The sequence below is a fragment of the Arthrobacter sp. ISL-85 genome (assembly GCF_018613675.1).
GTDB lineage: Bacteria > Actinomycetota > Actinomycetes > Actinomycetales > Micrococcaceae > Arthrobacter.
The window spans coordinates 116,128-136,966 of sequence record NZ_JAGGPQ010000017.1; the positions used below are offsets into that span (position 1 = coordinate 116,128).

Here is a 20,839-nt window from a genome sequence, read left to right on the forward strand (position 1 = left end):
AACTACTCAGCAACAACCTTCTGCTCTTCGGGGCGGGTGATCTTGGTGCGCATGATGGTCTCGTTAAGAGACAGCTGGCGGTCAAGTTCCTTGGCGGTTTCCGGCTTGGCGGTGAAGTTCACCACGGCGTAGATACCTTCGGACTTCTTCTTGATTTCGTAAGCCAGACGGCGACGGCCCCAGATGTCAACCTTTTCGATGGTTCCACCATCGTTGGTGATGACGTTCAGGAACTTCTGAAGCGACGGCTCAACGGTACGCTCTTCGACCTCGGGGTCGATGATTACCATCAATTCGTAAGGACGCATATGTGAACCCACCTCCTTTGGGCTAAGCGGTTACGGCATTTCCGTAACAGGAGGTTCATTTGCGATTCCGTGCAATGCCTGGCCACCGGAACGGAGGCAGGACGCAGCACAGACTTCAACATCTTAGTGCATTTGGACCCGATAGGCGATTCGCGCCTGACCCAAGGCTAAGTGCCATGGCCGCAGGAGGAAGCAGTGCCCGGAGGCTATGTGGAAAACCCGGCGTCGGCAAACTGGAAGCAACTCCCATAGGCACCGCCCGGCAGGGGCCCTATCATCTGACATATGCGTCGACAGTTGATCGCCGTCTCCGTGGCGGCAATGTTCTTGTCCGGCTGCTCCTCCCCTCCTGCGCAACCGGCAGCTACCGGGGCGGCCCTGGGCTCCGGTCCGGCATCAGCCGTGCCGGCGGTTACGCCAGTCGCAGACTCGGCGGCCGCGATGTTGGACTGGGGTACCCCGATCGCCGGCGACGAGTTCGACTACACGGGCGAGCCGGACGCCACGAAGTGGACCGTGTACGACAGTCCGGGGCATGCAGGGAATGGCATCCGCAGCCCACGGCAGGCCAGGGTCGATGGCTCCAAATTGGTCATAACTGGAACACCGAAAGGGACTTCAGCCGGGATGAGCGCCAAGTTTGGCCTCCAGAAATACGGCCGCTGGGAAGTCCGGGCAGCGGGTTCCGGTGACGACGAATACCACATGGTGTCGATTCTGTGGCCCGACACTGGAAACTGGCCGTGTGACGGCGAGGTTGACTACATGGAGACCAGCGGTGACTGGGGCCTCATCAATTTCTTCCACCACTTCGGATGTTCGAACTCCAAGACGTCCGTGTCCAGGGCCCTGGACCTTACTCAATTCCACAACTACGCCGTTGACTGGTCTCCCGGTGCCATAGTCGGTTACGTCGATGGGGTGAAGTGGTTTGAGGACGACGATCCCACGCACCAGCCTCCTGGTTCGATGCACCAGACCCTGCAATTGGACTGGTTTCCAGACAAGACCGCTAACGGGCCTGGCGAGATGCGGGTCGACTGGGTTCGCGTCTATGCAGCAAGTGGTTCTACTCCTCCCTAGCCGCCGTCCCCCAGGTTGGAGCGTCAATCGGCGTAGGTACCCCCTATACCCCACGCGTGGCTGGGGAAAACCCCCAATGCACCTAACACCGCTCTGAGAGCTGTCCCTCCACCCCTATCTCCCGCGTAACTACGAATTTCCCCACGTAGGACCCGGTGCAAAAGCGAGTACCTACTACCGGTGTTTACCTAGCGGCCCTACCCTACGCTCGATTCTGCTGGCGGAGTCACACGCCGGGGTTTTCGAGTCCGCATAGGGGGCACCTGCGGACTTGTAGCCCAGGTAGAGACATCGCGGCTGACACCAATCAGACAGGGGAGGACCATGAGCACCAGGCGAACGAAGGCATTGCACTTCGACATACACGGCCGCGTGACGATCAATGTCGACGCGAAGGCCCCGGCCGCGAGGCAGCTTCAGAGCATGCTGGCATGTTTTGCCTCTGATACTGAACAGCAGGCCGAAATCGTCGTCGACGACAAACCGGAATCCATGCCGAATGCGGGTCATGTTGAGCACGAACTGTCGTACACGGACAACAGCGTGCGTTTCCAGGCCGACCGGGTCCAGGTGGTAAGGGATGCAGACCACTGGCGCATCCACGGACCGGGCGAGCTGCTCACCACCGTTGTGCCTGTTCTTGATGCCGCTATGGTCGCTCGGGGAGCAGCAATGATCCACGCAGCAACGATGGCATATCGGGGCCACGCGATCGCTCTTCCTGCCGCCGGAGGAACCGGTAAGACGAGCACCGCCGCAAAGTTGATGCGGCGCGAGGGGTGGTCGTTCATGGGAGACGACTGGGCATTCCTCGCTGAGGACGCCACGTTGCTCGGCTACGCGAAACCGATGTTCATCAAGCCTCATCACCGGGCCATCTACCCGCACTTGTTTGAAGGTGCCAGGAAACCCCTCGTCCCCTCAAGGTTTTCCGGAAGCGTCGGCCGGCTGACCACAGTGGTGCACCCATTCGTTATCCGCTATCCGCGCCTGGCAGACTTCTCCCGTCGCTGGTCACCGGAGCACCGCATGGTCACCCCCGCGGCCGCGTTCCCGGGGCGGGAAGTAACCACCAAGGCCCCGCTCGCCGCTGCAATCTATATCGAACGCTACGACGGCGCACGGTCCAGGGTTCTCGAGCGGACGAGCGATTGGATGGTGGACCGGATGATCGGAAACTTCCACATCGAGATGGCCGGATTCTCGCAGCAGGTCGTGACGGGCCTGGCGGCCACGTCCGTCCTCCCGTGGCGCGAGCACTTCGCGGCCAAGGGGCTCGTGCTGAACAAGGCTCTGGACGGGCGGCCCTGCCACCTGTTGCAGGTGCCCGCGGCCTACTCGGCGGACCAGGCGTCGGACGACATAGTCCGGCATCTTGAGGAGCTGTTGCCTTCAGTCCTCGATGAGCAGGTCTGAAGGGGGTAAGACCGTGGCCCACAGCACAGCAGACATCACAGCGGTGGTTCCGGCCCGCAACGCGGAGCACCTGCTCCCGGGTTGCCTCGAAGCCCTGCGTCAGTCCGGTGTCGCCGAGATTATCGTGGTGGACGGACTGTCCACCGACCGAACTGTCGATATTGCCCGTGCGGCCGGCGCCCGCGTCCTGAGCGACGAGGGCCGTGGCTTGCCTTGGGCTCGAACACTCGGTGTCCGCAGCAGCACGACGCGGTGGGTCCTGCTCGTGGACGCCGACGTTGTGTTCGGAGCCACCGGCGTTGCGGACCTGCTCATTGAGTTTCTGGAGGACAAGTACGACGCCCTCCAGGCCGGCTTGGAGAGCGTCGCCGGCCCTGGCTACTGGGGGCAGGCACTGGCGCATCACCATCGCACCGGCCGCAGCCGCAACTGGTTCGGGCTGGTGGCAACGCTGGTCAATCGGGACCTGATGATGAACCTGGGCTTCGACGATTCATTCAAGTCAGGGGAGGACATCGAACTGCGGTGGCGGATGAGGCAATCGGGGATGAAGACTGGCGTGTCACAGCGGGTGTTCGTTGAACACAGGTTTGCCGCAGATGACTTCGATTTCGCGCTCGACCAGTTCCTGATGGACGGAACAGGACTTGGACGGATGGTCCGCAAGCACGGCTGGCGCGGTGCGCGGTTGGCGCTCCTGCCCGCGGCGGCGGCAGCCCGGGGCACCGCTTTGAGCCTCGCCGCCGGCCAGCCTCAGTGGTTGCGATACTACATTGCCTTCTGCTGGTACAACTATGCGGGAATGGCTAGGGGTTTAGGTCGTGACGGCTGAACGGGAGATCGCGCCATCTGAGGCCGCAGCCGCCGTTCGGCGGCACTCTCCCCTGCGCAGCTCCATCGGTCTCGTCATAGCCAAAGGCGCCCAGACGGGTACCGGTTTCGCGTTCTGGATCTTGGCCGCACATGCGACCTTCGACCGCGAGGTTGGGCTCACAACAGCGGCCGTCTCGGCGGTGATGATATGCACCCAACTGGCTGTGCTGGGCACCGGTTCTGCCGTAATCGTCTCGGTGGGGCGCGGGGAGCCTCCGGCCCGGGTGCTGGATGCAGCCTTTGGCATAGTGGGAGTAGCCGGCACGGTGCTGGCCCTCGGCTACCTCCTGCTGGAGACGTTTGCAGCGCCGGAGACGACCTCGCTGTCGGTTCTCTTTTGGCTTACGTTCGTCGTAGCCGCCGTAACGGGGACCATGTGCACAGTGCTGGACCAGGCGCTTGTAGCCTTGGGACGCGGCGGCAGCGCGACGTTGAGGTACACGTTGGGCGGCCTGGCTTCACTCGCGGTGACAGCGCTGGTGGCTTGGCAGGCCCACGGGGCCCCTGCCGACGTGTTGATGGCCTGCTGGACCTTCGGGTCGGCCGTGTCATGCATCATCGGTGCCGTCCAGTTGCGGAAATTGGTCGGCTATCGGCCGCGTCCCACACTGCACCCCGCACACGGCCGGCCGCTGCTGATGCTGGGCATTCCGAACCAGCTCCTCACCCTCACCGAACGCGCCCCCGGACTAGTGCTGCCGCTCCTGCTCGCGCACCTGGTGTCTCCGGAGGTGGCCGCCTACTGGTACCCGGCCTGGATGATGGCCTGGGCCGCCTACACCGCTCCGATGCTGATAGGCATCGTCCAGTTTTCCGAGGGGGTCCGTGACCCGGGCCGCCTGGCGGCGACTACGTGGACAAGTTTCCGCTGGTCCCTTGTCATCGGAAGCCTGGCCGCCGTCGTCCTCATTGTCTTCGCTCACCCTCTGCTCCATCTACTCGGGGACAGGTACGCAAACGAGTCCACCGTCGCCCTCCGGCTGTTGGCAGCTGGACTGGTGGCATACGCAGTGTTGCAGGCCTACAACTCCGTCTGCCGCGTCCTCGGACGCTACACAGAGGCCATTGTGGTCGGAGTGCTGCTCGGAACCGCGCTCTGTGTCTTCGCGTTGGTGTCTGCTGAAAGTGGCTCTACCGCTATGGCCTTTGCGTGGACGTTGGTGCTCTACATCGGGGCCGTCGCGGTCGGCATCCGACTGCTCGCTATTCTCCGCCGCGCTCAAAAGGAGGCGTCATGACCAGCACGCTAAAACAACCGGGCAGTACCCACGCACGCCTCTGGGGTGCCCGTGACATCTGGTGCGCAGTCGCGGGCGCCGTCTCACTGGCGCTTGCAGTGGGTGCGGCAACCACGGTGGCAGTGCCCGTGAACAGCGACCTGGGGCTTGTAGGTGTATTGCCCTATCCATTCTGGGCAGGCGTTCTGCTCCTCAACGTCACCTTCGTGGTGGCGCTGCGGGGGGATGCCACAGGCCCCGCGCGCCGGCCGGTCATGTTGTGGCTCATCGTGGTCCTTGTGCTTATTCTTTTCGGCACGGCAGCGTTCGTAACGGATGCGCCGCGGGGTGAGGTTGCGTTCCGCCACCTTGGTATTGCTGATGCTCTCTCGAACTCCGGCGGAATCGACCCAAACATCGATGCGTACTTCAACTGGCCGGGCTTCTTTGCCCTCCTGGCAACGGTGCTCCGGGCGACCGGTGTTGATCCGGTGAGTGTGGCCTTGTGGGCGCCGGTGCTCAACATGGGCCTGTGGCTCACCGCCTTGAGCGTGCTGACCCGGTACCTTACGAAGGATCCGCGCCGACGGTGGCTTGTGCTCTGGATCTTTTGCCTTGGCAACTGGCAGGACCAGGACTACCTGTCCCCCCAAGCCTTCGGTTTCTTCCTCTACCTGGTCGTCGTCGTGCTGCTCATGGGTCCCCTCGCCGCCAAGGCGCCTGCTTTCCGCGGTTTCAAGCGCGCCGATCTAAAGGCGTGGTGGCTGGCACGGACGCCAGCCGAACCCCTGCCGGGGCGCAGGATCAGCGCCCTTGTTGTGACCCTCCTGCTGGTTGCGGTCATATGCGCAAGCCATCAACTGACGCCGTTCCTGGTGCTGATAGCGATGACTGCCCTCACTCTCAGCGGACGTGTCTGGCCCAGCCGGCTGCCCTTGATCACCGGGATCCTCCTGGTGCTCTGGCTTGTCTACCCCGCCAGCACATACCTTTCCGGACACCCGCCCCTGGCCGACGCAGGGTTGCAGACAGCGATCGCGGCAAACGTCGTCGACCGCACTACGGGAACAGCGGGGCATGTACTCGTGGTCCAGGTGCGGATAGCTCTCACCCTCATTCTCTGGGCCCTCGCCGCAGTCGGATCGATCCGCGACTGGCGCAGGCGGCGGCTTGATATCCGGGTGGTCCTCCTCGCCGTCACTCCACTGTTGCTCTTTCCCGTGCAGGCCTATGGCGGGGAGATGCTCATCCGCGTATCGCTGTTCGCGTTGCCCTTCATTGCGATGCAGGCGAGCTCGGTCCTGCTTCCCACGAAAGGCAGTGTGCGTCCCTCCACCCGCGGCGCTTTGGTCCTTGTGCCCACCTGTTTCCTACTGGCTGCGCTCACCGTGACAGGCCGGTTCGGCAACGCACAGTATGACGTATTTGCTGACGATGAGATCGCCGCTGTCGCAGCTGTCGATCGGCTCGCTCCCCCCGGCTCAGCGATCATATCGGCGGCCCACCCGACGCCCTGGCGCAGCCAGGACTACCTCGCCCACCGGTACCGGACCATTGAGGACCTATGCCCCTCCGACCTGTCGGCCGCGACATGCGGGCCACTCATTTACCGCTATGCAAAGCACAATTCCGCCGGCGGCTATCTGCTTCTCATGAGCTCGGCGGAGTCGAGTCTCGTCGTGCAGGGCCAGACCAGTCAACGCAATTTCGAGGAGTTGGAGAATTGGCTCAAGATTCAAGACGGCGTAAACCTCGCGTTCAGCAATGGCGACGCACGCGTGTACCGGGTGGCGCCATGAACGTCCGCGGGGTAAGCCGCCCCACAATGGCGCTCGGATTCGGTGCTCTCGTCCTGTCGCTGGCGACACTCCTTGGGCTGCCCACACCACTCCAAACAGTCGCCGCGCTCATCGTGCTAGTCCTGCTCCCAGGCCAGGCACTCACACGGCTTATGCGGGTAACAGATCTCGGTCTGGGCGCGCTGCTGGTCCTGGCACTTGGCCTCGCCGCGCTTACTGCGGTGTCCACCGCCATGTTCTACCTCGCTGTATGGTCGTGGCAGGCATGTGTCATCACCATGGGCGCCATCACCATCCTTGCGTGCATTGCACGCGCACGGCAGGAGGCCACGTCATGATTGATCTTGCTGGATTGCTTGCCGCTGCCGTCCTGCTCATCACCCTCGTAGCGCTCGAGGTCCGGCACGTCGGACCAACCCCTGCGCAGCACTCGAGCCCGCGACCCTCCGGCCGAGCCACGAACATCAGAGTCGCAGTCGCCGTCATGTGGCTGCTTTTCGTGATTCTCCTTTTCCCGCGTGTTCTAGGACTGCTCACTTGAGCCGGGCGGCGCGATGGGTGCTCCTCAGCGACCTCCACCTGGATGTGTCGGACAGCGACCCCCGGCACCCCGGCAGAATCCTGCCGGAGTTCCTCCGCCGCGAGGTGCCCCCAGCCCCAGGTCTGCAGCAGCACATCATGTTTCTCGGTGACACCTTCGAGCTGGTCGGGTTGGACGAGGCCGATAGCGTGGCCCGGCTCGAGTCCATCCTCAACCGACACCCCGAAACGTTCCGGGCGCTGCAGGCGTGTGCCGCGGGCGGTGTGCAGCTGCACTTCGTGTGCGGCAACCATGACGTCGAGCTGGCGCGGCCCTCGGTGGCCGCGCGGCTGTCAGCCCTGCTGTCACCTCTCGATGCCACGCGGGTCAGCGTGCACCCTTGGTTCATTTACGTCCCCCACGTGCTCGTTGCCGAACACGGGCACCTGCACCACGCGCTGCACCGGATACCCGAGGTACTCCGCACCGCGATTAACGGCACTGACGAGCTGGACCTGCCCCCGCTGGCGGCCTGGCACGCAAACCCCATGGCATCACGACTGAGCCGTGTCGGGGCCGTTGCCCGGGCCTGCCTGGCTTCGGAGCGGGCGGAACGCCGTGTCCGGGGACCCGCCTATGACGAGCTGTTGCAGACCGAGTCGCTGCGGCTCACGCTTAATGGGACGGCAGTGCGGGAACTCGCACGCTTGTCCCGGTTCCGTACGGTATCAGCGCTCCCGCTGACCGCCACCCGCATGGTGCTTGCGGCCAGCGGACACAACGTAAATGGAGGGCAACCCCCTGCTGCGGCAGCCCGCGTCGCGGGCATTCTCGAGACGCACGGCTCCAAGGTGGCGTGGTACATCTCCGCCCACACCCACCGCGCCCTTGAGTCAACGCTCGAGGCTTGTCCAACCCGGTACATCAACACCGGCACTTGGTCATCCGACATCCGCGGCCAGGGCCCCGACCAATCGGACCGCCAGGCCTTTCCCTATGCCCTGATCGATGTCGCCGACGACGGTGCCACCAGCGGTGGACTGCGGTACTGGCGGCCGGCCCTGGGCTGAGCCATACAGGCCCCACAGGCAATGGCCATTGCATTCCGCAAGCTGTGGCGAAGGTTTTGGGCATGAGTCCAGGGCCGTGCATCTTCTGCTTGAGGTCCCTTGTGTTTCGCCGCACCCACGCCTGGGCCCACTTCCCCACCCCGCTCAAGCCAACACCGTCGCGGGCGGCGGGTTCTCCACCAGCTGTGCACCACTTGCCGGTTTCACAGCCATAATCCATGAGTCCTGCGGCGTCCGGGCGTAGGTTGACGGACCGTCAGCAGTGCTGCCGCGCAGATGCAGGCAACCAACTGCCGGACAGCGCTGTGCCGGGCCTTCCGCACAGATGAAGGCCCGGCAACTCGCGTCAGATGCTGATTTGGACACTTCCGTTCACTGGACTTGCCGCCAGGGTGCATCCTCGATGCTGAGCTCACCCATCTGTGTCGACACGTGGGCCATTTGCCGTCCACGTATATAACCGGCAGATGTGAAGGCCAGAACGGCGAGGACTGACCCTGCCCGTCCCAGTCCTTGGGGGTTCGCACCCCGGCTCCAGTCGCGGATCCCGGAGAACACCGCACGCGGTAACGTACTGCTGACGTATCGCCGTTCCGGGCCAAGGGCACGCTTCTGGCCGACAATGTGGCTGACCTGGGCTTTGGAGATGCCCTCGGACCAAGACCTTGAGAGCATGTAGCGTACTGTGCCCCTTTCTGCCGGCACATGATGCCGAACCAAGGCCGCGGGCTCGTACACGATGCGGGAGCCAGGCGATCCCATTGTGGACCGGATGCAAATCTCTGTCTCCTCGCAGCCCAGGGGCAACGTGCCCTTCCTGCCGAGGGATTGGTTGAAGCCACCCACTTGGCGCAGCACCTCAAGCCGGAACGACATGTTGGCTCCTATGACGTTGCGGACTTCGGACGCGACCCGAGGCAACCCGCGGTGACTGCATCCCACAATCCAGTCCAGTTCCTCCGCGAAGTAGCCCGGCCGGCCGGATTCCCACATAGGAACAACCTTCCCGCCCACGGCAAGGACATCGGGGTCGTCGTACAACGCCACCAGTCGTTCGAGCCAGTCTGGTGCCGCCTCGGCGTCGTCATCAAGGAAGGCAACGATGTCAGACTCGGCGAGCCCTACGCCTGTATTGCGGGCACCGGACAGACCGGGCAGTCCCGTGCTTTCAACGATAGTGACGTCGTCGACAATTTCGAGGAGCCTCTCATGCAGGTCTTCGTTGTGGTCGATGACAACCAGCACCTGGTCCGGGGCGAGGGTCTGGTTGCGGACTGACTCGATGACGTCCAGCAGCATGCCCCACCGTTCCGAAGTGTAGGCGCAGATCACCACTGTCACGGACAGGGACTTGATGCGGTCAAGCATGCCGGATCACCGCCGGTGCAAGGATGTTGTCATGTGCGCTCACGGCCGGCGGGAGGACGCTGTACGGATCCACGGGCAGCCGGGGGAAGCGGACGTTGGAGTAGGTGTACTTCACACGGCGGAGAGCCTCAGGCCGGGCGCCTGCGGTTGGCGCCTCCCAAACCGTGCACTCCCTGGCCAGCGTGTGCAGGACCCGCCAGCCATCGCGGAACGTCTGGAGGTTGGATGCTCCTGAAATCCGGTCCAGCTCAAGGCTGGGGACCTCCGCGATCCGCAGGCCCGCTTTGGCAGCCCGGACAATGAGTTCTGTCTCGATCTCGAACCCGTCGGACTGCAGTTCCAGGATTTCCAGGCATTCCCGCCGGAAAGCGATGTATCCGTAGCAGAGATCCGAGTAATTGCTGTGCAATACGGCATTCGCAAGTCCGGTCAGCGCCTTGTTGCCGGCTTTCCGCAACCGGGTCAGGTCTTCGGAGCCACCACCAGTTACGTGCCGGGAGCCCTTCACGAAATCGAAATCATGCTGGAGTGGCGCAACGAACCACCCGATTTCCCGGGGGTCCATACTCCCGTCCGCATCCAGCATCACGATGATGTCCCCGGATGCTGCCGCAAAGCCGGAGCGAAGGGCTACACCCTTCCCTTTTCGGGTTTCATTGACCACCACGACATCGGCACGCACTGCCCTGGCCACTTCAACTGTCTTGTCCTGGGAGCGGCCATCCACGATGATCACCTCATCGACATAGGAGGGCATTCGGCGCAAAACCCAGGGTATGTTCTTTTCCTCATTCAGCGTGGGAATGATGACGCTGATTGACGCTTGCGGAGATAAAAGTCCCGGCTCGGAAAACAGAGCTGGAAGTTGGGGCGAAATCGACAATTGCCTCACCACTTCATGACAGTTCGGATTCTTGACAATGCAGCCGACAGTTATGACGGCGGCACTAACGCTTAATCCGGTCATGGTCTGGTCGCTGTCCCCCAGCAACCCATCGCCAATCCTCTGGCCGTTCCAGGAAGACTATCCCCTACCTAATGCAGGTATCACGAGTAGTAGGTACTCGCTTTTCACCTACTGTTCACCCCCTGTTAGGCAAGTAAGGGGCTCTCGGTTTTCGGAATTCGTTAGGTATAGGGGATTGCTGTCCCGCCAAAAAGTCGGGCAGGGGGAGGGCATGCTCCCGGAGCGGGGCCTCCAGTGGAACGAGCTGTGCAGCCGGAAACCCAACGACTCCGGCAATTATCTGGCACATGTGGGATGGAATCCGGCTTCTCGTTGTGTCCCCCGCCCCGCCAGGGGGCCCCTAATTCTGGGCCTGGGGCTTGCGCTGGCTTCAATCTTGATGAAATCCAGCGGTAACGATGTGGAGCAGTTGCTGGGTGCGGCGCTATATTCGCTTCTACCGGCTGAATCCGAACTGGGGTGAGGATACCGGGATGACCTGGTAGTGCAAGAAAGCGGTCTCCTTCTTCGAGGAATGGGGACACCATGCCACTTATCGGCCGACGCAAAGAACTGGACCGCATCCTGTCGGTCATCCGCGGTCCCAAAGACGCGGCGCTGGCGTTGATTGGCAGCAAAGGCACAGGCAAATCCGCCCTTTTATCAGAAATCCCCACGCTCTCCGATTACCGGACCGTATTCCTGGCAGCCACGGCTGCCGAATCGGACTGGCCATTGTCAGGTCTCACTGCCCTCCTGAATGACATGGACGATCCTGTCCTGAACCGGATCGCAGATGAGCTCCTGCGTGATGCAGCGGGAGCCATGACCGTGCCGGCAGTTACCAGCATGCTGCTCAACGGCCTCCACCAGCGCTCGTCATCCCGCACCATCATCGTGATCGACGACGCCGACCAGCTGGATCCCAGCAGCCAGGCGGTCATCGGCTTCGTGGCCAGGCGTTTGACGGGCACGGACATCGTCCTGTTTGTCGGCGTCCGGGAAGACCGCCCGGAAAGCCCCTTCAACGGTCTTTCTGCCCTGCAGCTTGGTCCCCTCAGCTATAGTGACACCGTGCGGATGCTGGAGAGCATCCCTGCAAAGCGGACCACGACGGCGGCCGCCCACGCGGTTGCCGCAGCTACTGGCGGCAACCCGCTTGCCGCCGTCGACCTCTATGAGCGGTTGCTGGCGAGGCATGCCGAGGGGAAGTATGCACTCCCCGTCCCGTTGTCCTCCGGGGGCAGTTTTGATGCGGACTATGCGTCCGCGGTGGGCGGGCTGACCCCCGGGGCCCGTAACGTCCTGGACCTGCTGGCACTTTCCTTCCGCAGCGACATTTCCACGCTCGAGAAAATCGACCGCGATGTTTGGACGGGCGTGGATGAGCTGCTGGCCGCAGGCCTGGCTAAACGAACCGGGCCGCACCTGGGAATCGGTGACCAACTGCTGAGGGGATACGTCTTTACTGCCATGACGCCTGCCGTACGTACCGCCAACCACCGGGCCCTTGCTGAAGCAGCCAGCGATACAGACCCGTACGCCCGCAGGTGGCACCTGAGCTTCACTGCCCTGGAACGGCAAACCCCGTTCCAACTGCTCCGGCATGCCGTCGACCTGATCCGGGGCGGTGAAGTGAGTTTTGCCGTGGAGTACATCGAGCGCGCCCTCACCATCAACCCCTGGGAAGCGGAAACGGCGGCGCGCCTCACCAGCGTGGCCGAACTGCTGTTCAACCGGGGAGAGTTCGTTTATGCACGCCGCTACCTGGAATGGGCGCAACGGGTAACCCGCAACCCTGCACTGATCCTCCGGTTGACCGGCCTGTCTTTCGAAATCCAGTTCGCGCAAGGCGCTGCCGTGCGTTCCAGCACTGTGCTGCGGCTCGTGAAGGAGTTCGGCCAGCATGATCCGGCATATTCCGCCAGCCTCTTGGCCATCGGCGCCCTCTACTTCGCCGAGCGGTGGGAACTGCAGGAGGCCTCTGAGCTGCTGCGGCACAGCAGCGCATTTCATGGATCTGCATCCGCACAGTGCCTCGGCATCGCCGAGCGCGCCAAACTGCTCATCGAATCAATCAGCGGTGATACCACCAACCTTGGCCGCAAGCACGAGCAAACCGGCACTGCCCGGATAGCTGGCCTCCTGATGCACGGCCGGGCCCTCACCTACGCGGAACACTACGAAAAAGCCCATGAAGTCTTCGCCCTGCTCCACAATTCCGCTGAGCCGGCCCACATCAACTGGCAGGAAACCGCAGCCTTCATGGCAGTGGACAATGAGATCCGTGCCGGAAACGTGCGCGCGGCGGTCAGGTTGATCGACGAGCTTGAGGCTTCCGAACCCGAAATCAAGTACCACCGAGGCACACGGCACCTCTTCCGTTTGTGGCGTGCGCATTCCCTTGGCGATGATGCCCAGGCCCGTGCTCATGCAACGGAGGCGCTCCGCTATGCGGGCACGGACGGCCACCCTGCCATTACCGCCCAGCTTGCCGCCTGCCAGGGCCACTTCGCGCTGCTGCGCGGTGACCTTGCCGAGTCCGTTGCCCAGCTGTCCCGCGCCGCCGATATCGGCATGCGGTTTGGCAACCCCACCCTCCTTCGCTGTGAGGCGGACCTGGTGGAGGTATTGATCCGCCTGGGCAGGCACCACGAGGCCACGCAGGCACTTCTGCGCCTTGAGAGCCGCTCCGTGGGGCTGCGCTCACCCTGGCTGATGATGGCTGTTGCCCGGAGCCGCGCCATGCTTGCGGACGGCGAGCAGTCGCTGCAGCTTTTCAGCCGGGCACTCGAAGGCAGGAACGGCCATGCGCTCGAAAGGGCGAGGACCCTCATGTGCTACGCGGAGCGGTTGCATGCCTTTGGCAGGCTGCGCGACGCCCGGGATACGCTGCTCCGGGCCAAAGTGATGTTCGACGAGGCGGGTGCGGATGCATGGACCCAGCATGTGGATGCCCTCCTGCTGGACGAACGCGTGGAACCGGTCCGCCCGCAGGGCAATCCGGCGATGCTGTTGCTCGCCGACCATGAGCGGTCCTTGGCCACAATGGTGGCCCGGGGCATGCGCAACAAGGAAATTGCTGCCACCTTGTACGTGTCCGTGCGTACCGTCGAGGTGCGCCTCACTGCGATCTACCGCAAGCTCGGCGTTGAGTCCCGGGCGCAGCTGACCGCCCTCGCCGCGGGCAAAGGCACCACCGGCGCCGAGCCGTACGTCCTGCCCGTCCTATAGGCCAAAAGTCCTGCAATTTGCAGGTACCGCAGTTTCCACATCCTTCTCTTGCAGGATCCACAAAGGACTTGCCGGCCCAATAGAAACCCCCGCCTCTGCGGCTAGTTTTGCTTCACAGCCAGAGAACAGGCGGCTACGCCGGAAAGGGGCATCATGGCAGAGATACCAGTAGCCAAAACCCGGCAGCCTGCGTTTGCCTGGCCCGTTGCGCCCGCTGCTGCACAGCGGGTGGCAACACAGCCGTCGGCGGCGGCGGAGACCGTAGGAACCCGATTTCCGCTGCCGCGGGCGGCATCAACCTTTCACGGGGCGAAAACCAGGAGCAGAAAGGCAACCGCAACCTGGATTTCCTTCCATATCAATCTCCTCAGGGGCGCTGACGCCGCAGTGGTCGCCGCTGCCGTCTACACCGGCTTCCTTCTTTCCGAGGATCGGTTCTCACCTGTTGGGCCGAAGGACGTTGGAGCAGCAGCTGCAGCAGCTGCACTTACGGTCACCTGGCTGGCGGCACTGGAGCTTTACCACACGAGGGACGCCAAAGTGCTTGGCATCGGGGCCGACGAATATAAAAGGGTGGCATCAGCCACCCTGCGCATCTTTGGCCTAATGGCCCTCGCCGCGGTGGTCTTCTCCATCCATGGGGCCAGCGCATTCGTAACAGTGTCCCTCCCCCTGGGCCTCGTAGCCCTGACGGCCAACCGCAAGATGTTTCGCCGGCGGCTTGCAGCCGAGAAGGCAAAAGGCCGGCATCTCTCGCGCGCGGTAGTGGTGGGTGATCCGGAGGACGTTCGCTACGTGGTGCAGCAGGTCCGCAAGTCAGGGGCAGTGTACGAGATTCTTGGGGCCTGCCTTCCAGGGGCCCGGCGGGGAGCCTGCCTGCGGATGGACGGCCGAACGGTACCGGTACTCTCCTCCACCGATGACATCGCCCGTACCGTGCGCCTGGTCGAGGCCGACTCGGTGATCGTCGCCGGGCCCCTGCCGGGCGGAAACAGGTTCATTCGAGAGCTGGGATGGAAGCTTGAGGAGTCCTCCGCCGAGCTGATCCTGGCCGCAACCCTCACCAACGTTGCCGGTCCACGCATCCACTGGCGGCCAGTGGACGGATTGCCCCTGATGCACGTGGATATTCCGCAGTACGCCGGGGCGAGACACGCCTTGAAGCGGGTCCTGGATGTCACCGCTGCGCTGGTTGCCCTCCTGATGCTCTCGCCCGTACTCCTGGTGCTCGCCTTGATCGTCCGGCTGGACAGCCCCGGCCCCATCCTTTTCCGGCAGGACCGGATCGGCAAGGAGGGCCGCGTCTTCGGGATGTTCAAGTTCCGGTCCATGGTGGTCGACGCCGAAGCGCGGCTGGCGGCCTTGGACCAGCAGAACCAGGGGGCCGGGGTGCTGTTCAAGATGAAGGACGATCCCAGAGTCACACACTGCGGACGCTGGATGCGTAAATACTCGCTGGATGAGCTCCCCCAGCTCTGGAACGTGGTGCTGGGCGACATGAGCATGGTAGGGCCTCGGCCACCGCTGGACCGCGAAGTCAGCGCCTATGAACGCCATACCCACCGCAGGCTCCTGATCAAGCCAGGCATCACTGGCCTTTGGCAGATCAACGGCCGCTCGGACCTTCCCTGGGAGGAAGCGGTCCGGCTGGACCTCTACTACGTCGAAAACTGGTCCCTTGCAGGTGACCTGCTGATTCTTTGGCGGACATTCCGGGCGGTCACCCGGCCGTCCGGCGCCTACTGACAGAACCACGGGAAAGAAAGTGACATGAGAGCATTCTCCAATCCATTCCATGCCCCCACCCATCCTCAGCCTGTGCCCAAACTCCGGATCGCCGTCGTCGGTGCCGGCTACTGGGGACCGAATCTGGCGCGCAACCTTCACGCCAGCCCGGACTGGGACCTGGTGGCCATCTGCGACCTGGACCTCGAAAGGGCCCGGATGCTCGCCGCCACGCTCGGTGAAATCCCCTGCGTAGAGTCCTTGGACGAATTGCTGGACACCTTTGACGTGGACGCGGTGGCCATCGCGACGCCGGCCCGCACCCACCACGGAACTGTCATGACGGCCCTGCGCGCCGGGAAGCACGTCCTGGTGGAAAAGCCACTGGCGGACAACAGGGAACACGGGCAGGAGATGGTGAGCGAAGCCCAGGCAAACGGGCTGGTCCTGATGGCAGATCACACCTACTGCTACACGCCCGCCGTGCTGAAGATGCAAGAGCTGATTCAGTCGGGATCCCTTGGTGAAATCCTGTTCGTGGATTCCACCCGGATCAACCTGGGATTGGTGCAGCCCGACGTGAACGTCTTCTGGGACTTGGCGCCCCATGATCTTGCCATCCTGGACTTTATCCTCCCGGGCGGACTCAACCCGGCCGAGGTTTCCGCTTTCGGCGCGGACCCGCTGGGAACGGGCCGGGACTGCGTGGGACACCTCAACTTCCGGCTTCCCAACGATGCCACTGCCCATGTACACGTGAATTGGCTGAGCCCCACCAAGATCCGGCAAATGGTCATCGGCGGATCCCTGCGGACACTGGTGTGGGACGACCTCAACCCCCAGCAGCGTCTCAGCGTGTATGACCGTGGGGTCAGCCTGGACAGGCAACCCAAATCGGCGGGTGAGAAGGCGTCCACGGCCGTTTCCTACCGGCTGGGCGATACCTGGTCGCCCGCGCTGCCGGAACGGGAAGCCCTTAGCCAGGTGGTGGCGGAACTCGCATCCTGCATCCGCACCGGCCGCGAGGCCCGGACAGGCGGTGCCTCCGGGCTCAGGGTGCTGTCCGTCCTCGAAGCAGTCACCCGCAGCCTGACCATGGACGGCCGTCCAACGTCCGTTGCCGGCGCCGACCTTGCGGGGACGGATGTTGAATTGCCAGGGACTGGCGAATTGGAGGGGGCGCGGTGAGTGCGCTGGAGGGAGCCAATGTCCTGGTTACCGGCGGGGCAGGGACCATCGGATCAACCCTGGTGGACGCCCTGCTTGACGCCGGTGTGCAACACATCGATGTCCTGGACAACATGGTCCGCGGCCGGCTGGACAACCTCTCCGGTGCTTTAGCTGGTGGGCAGGTTGACCTGGTGCGCGGCACCATCCAGGACAGGGACCTGGTGCATGACCTCACCAAAGGCAAGGACCTGGTGTTCCACCAGGCCGCCATCCGCATTACCCAGTGCGCCGAGGAGCCGCGGCTGGCCCTCGAGGTGCTGGTGGGGGGAACATTCAACGTCCTGGAAGCCGCGGCCGAGCATAAAGTGGACAAGCTGGTGGCAGCATCCAGTGCCTCCGTTTACGGGATGGCCGACGAGTTCCCCACTCCGGAACGGCACCACCACGCCAACAACGATACGTTTTACGGCGCCGCCAAGTCCTTCAATGAAGGCATGGCCCGCAGCTTCCGCGCCATGACGGGCCTGGACTACGTGATGCTCCGCTACTTCAACGTCTACGGGCCCCGGATGGACGTCCACGGCCTGTACACGGAAGTCCTGGTGCGGTGGATGGAGCGGATCATGGACGGGGAACCGCCGCTGATCTTCGGCGACGGCCTCCAGACCATGGACTTCATCCACACCGCGGACGTGGCGCGTGCAAACGTGCTGGCTGCATGCAGCGACGTCGTTGAAGGGACCTACAACGTGGCCAGCGGAACGGAAACCAGTCTTCTGGAGATGGCGCAGGCACTGCTCCGGGTCATGGGCTCCAGCCTCGACGTGGAGCATGGGCCGGCGCGCCAGGTGAACAGCGTGGTCCGACGGTTGGCTGACACCTCCGCTGCCGCACGCGACCTCGGTTTCAAGACCGGGGTGGAACTGGAAGAAGGCCTGCGGCAACTTGTCAACTGGTGGCTGCCTCTGCGTGACCAGATCGCGGCTACACGGAAGGTTAGTGCGTGATGACTGCTGAACCACTTCTTGACCGAATCAACGTCATGAAGCCCTGGCTGGGTGATGAGGAAGCCCGGGCGTTGGCTGAGGTAGTGGCATCCGGCTGGGTGGCGCAGGGACCCAAGGTCAAGGAATTTGAGTCGCGCTTCGCCGACTTCCAGGGAGTCCGCCATGCGGTTGCCACTTCCAGCTGCACCACGGCCCTGCACCTGGCCCTGGTGGTTGCGGGAATCGGGCCTGGAGATGATGTGGTTGTGCCGTCCCTGTCGTTCATAGCTACTGCCAACGCCGTGACTTACGTTGGGGCGCGCCCTGTGTTCTGCGACGTGGACCCGGCCACCGGAAATGTGACTGCGGAAACCATCCACGCTGCGCTCACCTTGGACACCCGTGCCGTGATTGTGGTGGACCAGGGGGGCGTACCGCTGGACATGGACCCCGTCCGCGAGCTGTGCGACCGCCACGAAATCACCGTGATCGAAGACGCCGCATGTGCTGTGGGGTCAACGTACAAGGGACAGCCGGTGGGTGTACGCGCGGATGTTGCCGTGTGGTCTTTCCATCCGCGCAAGATCCTCACCACCGGTGAGGGCGGGATGCTGACCACCAACCGAGCCGACTGGGCTGCGAGGGCCAGGACACTGCGTGAACACTCCATGAGCGTGTCCGCCGCGGACCGGCACGGATCGCTGCTGGCACCACCGGAATGCTACCTCGAGGTCGGGTTCAACTACCGGATGACGGACCTGCAGGCCGCCGTCGGGATTGTCCAGCTGGGCCGGCTGCCGGAAGTGCTTGCACGGCGGCGGGAGATCGCAGCGCAGTATGTTGCCGGCCTCTCCAGGGTGCCGGGCCTGCGGCTGGTGTCGGACCCGCCTTACGGCACCACCAACTTCCAGTCGTTTTGGGTGGAGGTCCTGCCCAGCTTTGGAACCACGCGGGACGGACTGATGGAGCTCCTGGCTGAAGCCGGCATCTCGGCGCGCCGCGGCATCATGGCGGCGCACCGCCAGCCTGCCTACCGGTGGCGCGACTCGGGCCGGGCCCTCCTGCAGCACACGGAACGGCTCAACGACAGGACGCTGATCCTGCCGGTCTTCCACGAACTGGACGCCGAAGGACTGGCCAGGATCATCAGCACCATCCGCGCAGCGGCTGCGGGGATGCGCACATGAGTGAGCTGATCCTGATAGCCGCCAGCGGCTTGGCCCGCGAAGTACTGGCGATGGTGCGCAGCAGCGGCCAGTACGACGTCGTCGGTTTACTTGATGACGATAAGGAAATGGCTGGCGTGACCGTGGACGGGGCACCCGTACTGGGGACCATCGATGACGCGGCGAAGTACACGCATGCGTTCGTCCTGGTATGCATCGGCTCCGGGCGGGTGCGCGAAGCGGTGGTGGAGCGGCTGACGGCGCTGGGCCTCACCGAGGCCCGTTATGCCACCGCTGTGGATCCCTCCGTCCAGTACCCGGAGGGATGCCGGGTAGGCAGGGGCAGCATCCTGCTGCGGAACGTCACGCTCACAGCCTCCGTCTCCCTGGGTTCGCATGTGGTTGCCATGCCGTCGGTGACATTCACGCACGACGACGACGTGGCGGACTTTGCGACGTTCGCTGCGGGAGTGTCGCTGGGCGGCGGAGTCCGGATTGGCCGGGCAGCCTACCTGGGCATGAACGCCAGCGTGCGGGAACGGACATCCGTGGGGGCGTACGCAACGGTGGGCATGGGAGCTGCGGTGCTCAGCAACGTGCCCGACGGGCAGACCTGGGTTGGGGTGCCTGCACACGAGATTGACGGGGAAAGTTTCCGGTTCGGGGGGATGTCATGAGCACCGGCACGGCAAGCAGCGGAACCCGATCAGCGTGGACCATCAAGACGCCAGGAGCACTCCGCGGCACTCGAAGAATGAGGATCCTGGTGCACCCGCACGAACTTGCCATGGGAGGCAGCCAGATCAACGCCTTGGAACTGGCTGGCGCCGTCCGCGATCTGGGCCATGACGTTACGATCTTCGCCACGCCTGGTGTCCTTGAAGACAAGGTGAACGAACTGCGGCTTCCCTACATAGAAGCACCGGCGGCCCGCTACGCCGCCGACCCCGGCACGATTTCCAAACTTAACGGCATTGTTCGAAGCCTGGACGTTGACATCGTGCACGCCTATGAGTGGACCGCGGTGCTCAATACCGCTTTCGGCCCCTGCCTGGGATTCCGGACACGCTCCATCATGACGGTTCTGTCCATGGAAGTCCCGGGCTTTCTTCCCCGCCATCTTCCGCTCATAGTGGGCACACCCGGCTTGGCGGCCCGTGAAATGCAGCGCCGCTGCAACGTCCACGTCATCGAACCTCCGATCGACACCGACTACAACAGATCCCGCGGCACCGCAGCCTCCCGCCGGGAACTCGGCATCAACGAAAAGGATCTCGTGATAGCCATCGTAGGACGGCTGACCACAGATCTGGGAAAGGTTAATGGCGTCCTTGCAGCCATCAGGGTCGTCGACCACCTTGCCGTCCGGTGGCACGGCTTGACCCTGCTGGTGGCGGGAGACGGAGAAGGCGCCACAAAAGTCCATGAGCTTGCGGCGGGGGTGAACAGGCGCCATCAGCGGCCCGTAGTCCAGGTACTGGGCAACATCCCGGATCCACGCCCCGTTTATGATGCCGCGGACATCGTCCTGGGCATGGGAAGCTCCGCCCTCCGAGGCATGGCGTACGCAAAACCACTCATCGTCCAGGGGCAGTCAGGTTTTTGGGTAACAGCAAGCCCGGAAACGGCAGGGCAGTTCCTTACGGACGGGTGGTTCGGGACAACGGGCAAAGGTGATGCGGAGCTGGAACAGGCCCTGCGAAATCTCCTGGACGATCCTGATCGTCGGGCAGAGCTGGGGGCATACGGACGGAGTCTGGTTGAGGAACGGTTCAGTTTGAACAGGGCGGCTGAACGGCTCCTTTCGCTTTACCGCGGAGAACTGTCCAAACCGCACCGGCCCGTAGCCACCGCGGTGTCGCTGGCCCGCACCGCAGCCGCAACTGCCAAGTTCCGTGCTGTGGTCAATTGGCAGGGGCGCCTCCCGGCCACACGCACAGCTGGGAACGGAAGCTGAC

Annotated in this window: 18 protein-coding genes; 15 read left to right on the top strand and 3 right to left on the bottom strand. The window is 63.6% G+C overall.

Translation table 11 applies throughout. The annotated features are described in order from the left end of the window. Positions 1 to 2 precede the first annotated feature (2 nt). Positions 3 to 308 (bottom strand): 30S ribosomal protein S6, encoded by a 306-nt coding sequence (gene rpsF, locus J7I84_RS13760; RefSeq protein WP_013602900.1) that lies wholly within the window; start codon positions 306 to 308, stop codon positions 3 to 5. A 285-nt stretch (positions 309 to 593) separates the two neighbouring features. Here rpsF and J7I84_RS13765 point away from each other — a divergent pair, with 285 nt between their 5' ends. The 8 genes from J7I84_RS13765 (at position 594) to J7I84_RS13800 (ending at position 8,286) form a co-directional block, all read left to right on the top strand. Further along, positions 594 to 1,391 carry a family 16 glycosylhydrolase gene (locus J7I84_RS13765; RefSeq protein ID WP_214945117.1) on the top strand — a complete coding sequence of 266 codons (798 nt, stop codon included), beginning with the start codon at positions 594 to 596 and terminating at the stop codon, positions 1,389 to 1,391. Positions 1,392 to 1,763: 372 nt separating this feature from the next. Next, entirely contained in the window at positions 1,764 to 2,807 is a 1,044-nt protein-coding gene (locus tag J7I84_RS13770; protein WP_311381143.1) for a hypothetical protein, read from the top strand. 13 nt (positions 2,808 to 2,820) lie between these two features. Beyond that, positions 2,821 to 3,639 carry a glycosyltransferase gene (locus J7I84_RS13775; protein WP_214945119.1) on the top strand — a complete coding sequence of 273 codons (819 nt, stop codon included), beginning with the start codon at positions 2,821 to 2,823 and terminating at the stop codon, positions 3,637 to 3,639. Continuing rightward, positions 3,629 to 4,918 carry a lipopolysaccharide biosynthesis protein gene (locus tag J7I84_RS13780; RefSeq protein ID WP_214945120.1) on the top strand — a complete coding sequence of 430 codons (1,290 nt, stop codon included), beginning with the start codon at positions 3,629 to 3,631 and terminating at the stop codon, positions 4,916 to 4,918. The genes J7I84_RS13775 and J7I84_RS13780 overlap by 11 nt, the downstream gene beginning before the upstream one ends. After that, a complete protein-coding gene (locus tag J7I84_RS13785) occupies positions 4,915 to 6,696 on the top strand; it encodes a glycosyltransferase (RefSeq protein ID WP_214945121.1) in 1,782 nt (593 codons plus the stop codon). Before J7I84_RS13780 ends, J7I84_RS13785 begins: the two co-directional genes overlap by 4 nt. A 26-nt stretch (positions 6,697 to 6,722) precedes the next feature. Beyond that, positions 6,723 to 7,034: a hypothetical protein gene (locus J7I84_RS13790; protein WP_251046601.1), complete on the top strand. Its 312-nt coding sequence runs from the start codon at positions 6,723 to 6,725 to the stop codon at positions 7,032 to 7,034. Then, complete coding sequence (locus tag J7I84_RS13795; protein ID WP_214945123.1) at positions 7,031 to 7,237, top strand: hypothetical protein; 207 nt, start codon at positions 7,031 to 7,033, stop codon at positions 7,235 to 7,237. Before J7I84_RS13790 ends, J7I84_RS13795 begins: the two co-directional genes overlap by 4 nt. Then, positions 7,234 to 8,286 carry a hypothetical protein gene (locus J7I84_RS13800; protein WP_214945124.1) on the top strand — a complete coding sequence of 351 codons (1,053 nt, stop codon included), beginning with the start codon at positions 7,234 to 7,236 and terminating at the stop codon, positions 8,284 to 8,286. Before J7I84_RS13795 ends, J7I84_RS13800 begins: the two co-directional genes overlap by 4 nt. Before the next feature lie 372 nt (positions 8,287 to 8,658). Here J7I84_RS13800 and J7I84_RS13805 read toward each other — a convergent pair whose 3' ends face one another. Both J7I84_RS13805 and J7I84_RS13810 read right to left on the bottom strand, forming a co-directional pair. Next, entirely contained in the window at positions 8,659 to 9,654 is a 996-nt protein-coding gene (locus J7I84_RS13805) for a glycosyltransferase family 2 protein (RefSeq protein ID WP_214945125.1), read from the bottom strand. Then, positions 9,647 to 10,549, bottom strand: coding sequence for a glycosyltransferase family 2 protein (locus J7I84_RS13810; protein WP_311381144.1), 903 nt, complete (start codon positions 10,547 to 10,549; stop codon positions 9,647 to 9,649). The genes J7I84_RS13805 and J7I84_RS13810 overlap by 8 nt, the downstream gene beginning before the upstream one ends. 597 nt (positions 10,550 to 11,146) lie before the next feature. Here J7I84_RS13810 and J7I84_RS13815 point away from each other — a divergent pair. From J7I84_RS13815 to J7I84_RS13845, 7 genes are all read left to right on the top strand, one after another. After that, the gene (locus J7I84_RS13815) at positions 11,147 to 13,834 is read left to right on the top strand and encodes a LuxR family transcriptional regulator (protein ID WP_214945126.1); all 2,688 of its coding nucleotides are present in this window, start codon (positions 11,147 to 11,149) and stop codon (positions 13,832 to 13,834) included. A 153-nt stretch (positions 13,835 to 13,987) separates the two neighbouring features. After that, positions 13,988 to 15,580, top strand: a complete 1,593-nt coding sequence (locus J7I84_RS13820) for a sugar transferase (protein WP_214945127.1) — start codon at positions 13,988 to 13,990, stop codon at positions 15,578 to 15,580. A gap of 24 nt (positions 15,581 to 15,604) precedes the next feature. Then, entirely contained in the window at positions 15,605 to 16,747 is a 1,143-nt protein-coding gene (locus tag J7I84_RS13825; protein ID WP_214945128.1) for a Gfo/Idh/MocA family protein, read from the top strand. Next, positions 16,744 to 17,736 carry an NAD-dependent epimerase/dehydratase family protein gene (locus J7I84_RS13830; protein WP_214945129.1) on the top strand — a complete coding sequence of 331 codons (993 nt, stop codon included), beginning with the start codon at positions 16,744 to 16,746 and terminating at the stop codon, positions 17,734 to 17,736. Before J7I84_RS13825 ends, J7I84_RS13830 begins: the two co-directional genes overlap by 4 nt. Further along, positions 17,736 to 18,902 (top strand): DegT/DnrJ/EryC1/StrS aminotransferase family protein, encoded by a 1,167-nt coding sequence (locus J7I84_RS13835; protein WP_214945130.1) that lies wholly within the window; start codon positions 17,736 to 17,738, stop codon positions 18,900 to 18,902. The genes J7I84_RS13830 and J7I84_RS13835 overlap by 1 nt, the downstream gene beginning before the upstream one ends. After that, complete coding sequence (locus tag J7I84_RS13840) at positions 18,899 to 19,558, top strand: acetyltransferase (protein WP_214945131.1); 660 nt, start codon at positions 18,899 to 18,901, stop codon at positions 19,556 to 19,558. The genes J7I84_RS13835 and J7I84_RS13840 overlap by 4 nt, the downstream gene beginning before the upstream one ends. Then, positions 19,555 to 20,838, top strand: a complete 1,284-nt coding sequence (locus J7I84_RS13845) for a glycosyltransferase family 4 protein (RefSeq protein ID WP_214945132.1) — start codon at positions 19,555 to 19,557, stop codon at positions 20,836 to 20,838. The genes J7I84_RS13840 and J7I84_RS13845 overlap by 4 nt, the downstream gene beginning before the upstream one ends. Position 20,839: the final 1 nt, after the last annotated feature.

What these genes read in the sequence shown, in the direction of transcription:
- J7I84_RS13785 (WP_214945121.1), top strand. Translation starts at nt 4,915, where the DNA reads ATGACCAGCACGCTAAAACAACCGGGCAGTACCCACGCACGCCTCTGG.
- J7I84_RS13820 (WP_214945127.1), top strand. Translation starts at nt 13,988, where the DNA reads ATGGCAGAGATACCAGTAGCCAAAACCCGGCAGCCTGCGTTTGCCTGG.
- J7I84_RS13840 (WP_214945131.1), top strand. Translation starts at nt 18,899, where the DNA reads ATGAGTGAGCTGATCCTGATAGCCGCCAGCGGCTTGGCCCGCGAAGTA.
- J7I84_RS13845 (WP_214945132.1), top strand. Translation starts at nt 19,555, where the DNA reads ATGAGCACCGGCACGGCAAGCAGCGGAACCCGATCAGCGTGGACCATC.
- J7I84_RS13790 (WP_251046601.1), top strand. Translation starts at nt 6,723, where the DNA reads ATGGCGCTCGGATTCGGTGCTCTCGTCCTGTCGCTGGCGACACTCCTT.
- J7I84_RS13825 (WP_214945128.1), top strand. Translation starts at nt 15,605, where the DNA reads ATGAGAGCATTCTCCAATCCATTCCATGCCCCCACCCATCCTCAGCCT.
- J7I84_RS13795 (WP_214945123.1), top strand. Translation starts at nt 7,031, where the DNA reads ATGATTGATCTTGCTGGATTGCTTGCCGCTGCCGTCCTGCTCATCACC.
- rpsF (WP_013602900.1), bottom strand. Translation starts at nt 308, where the DNA reads ATGCGTCCTTACGAATTGATGGTAATCATCGACCCCGAGGTCGAAGAG.
- J7I84_RS13835 (WP_214945130.1), top strand. Translation starts at nt 17,736, where the DNA reads ATGACTGCTGAACCACTTCTTGACCGAATCAACGTCATGAAGCCCTGG.
- J7I84_RS13805 (WP_214945125.1), bottom strand. Translation starts at nt 9,654, where the DNA reads ATGCTTGACCGCATCAAGTCCCTGTCCGTGACAGTGGTGATCTGCGCC.
- J7I84_RS13765 (WP_214945117.1), top strand. Translation starts at nt 594, where the DNA reads ATGCGTCGACAGTTGATCGCCGTCTCCGTGGCGGCAATGTTCTTGTCC.
- J7I84_RS13815 (WP_214945126.1), top strand. Translation starts at nt 11,147, where the DNA reads ATGCCACTTATCGGCCGACGCAAAGAACTGGACCGCATCCTGTCGGTC.